1 protein-coding gene is annotated in these 488 nt (G+C 59.8%); it reads left to right on the forward strand.

The window, feature by feature from the left end; genetic code table 11:
• Positions 1-466, forward strand: a 466-nt coding sequence (locus IB244_RS31660) for a transposase (RefSeq protein WP_192307004.1), incomplete at its 5' end; no start/stop codon positions are given.
• Positions 467-488: the final 22 nt, after the last annotated feature.

The raw sequence follows: 488 nt of genomic DNA on the forward strand, positions 1-488 counted from the left end.
ACTGAACCGTTCAAAGGGCGGGCAGTTCGCCCTGCACGCAGCGGCGCTGCCCGGCAATCCGTACGACGGCCACACGCTCGCGACCGTCATTCCGGATATGGAAAAGATGATTGGCAACGAGCTCTCCCGCATTCTGGCCGATGCTGGATACCGCGGCCATAATGCTCCCGAAAGTCACAAGCTGAGAGTCTTCACCAGTGGCCAGAAGCGCCGTCTCACACCCGCCATCAAGCGCCAGATGCGACGACGATCGGCGGTCGAACCCGTCATTGGACACCTCAAGAGCGAACACAGAATGGACCGGAATTATCTCGCTGGCGAACAGGGGGATGCCGTCAATGCCGTTCTGGCCGCCGCCGGATACAACTTCTCCCTCCTGCTGCGATGGTTCAGGCAACTTTTGTGTCTGTTCGCCGCACTCCTCCTCACGTTCCAGAGCCGACCGATGCCGCAACAACCTGCCTGAAAGCGAGTTCTTCACGATCGAC

Origin of the sequence: Rhizobium sp. RHZ02 (assembly GCF_014851575.1) — a bacterium.
In the GTDB taxonomy this organism is placed as follows: Bacteria; Pseudomonadota; Alphaproteobacteria; order Rhizobiales; family Rhizobiaceae; genus Rhizobium; species Rhizobium altiplani.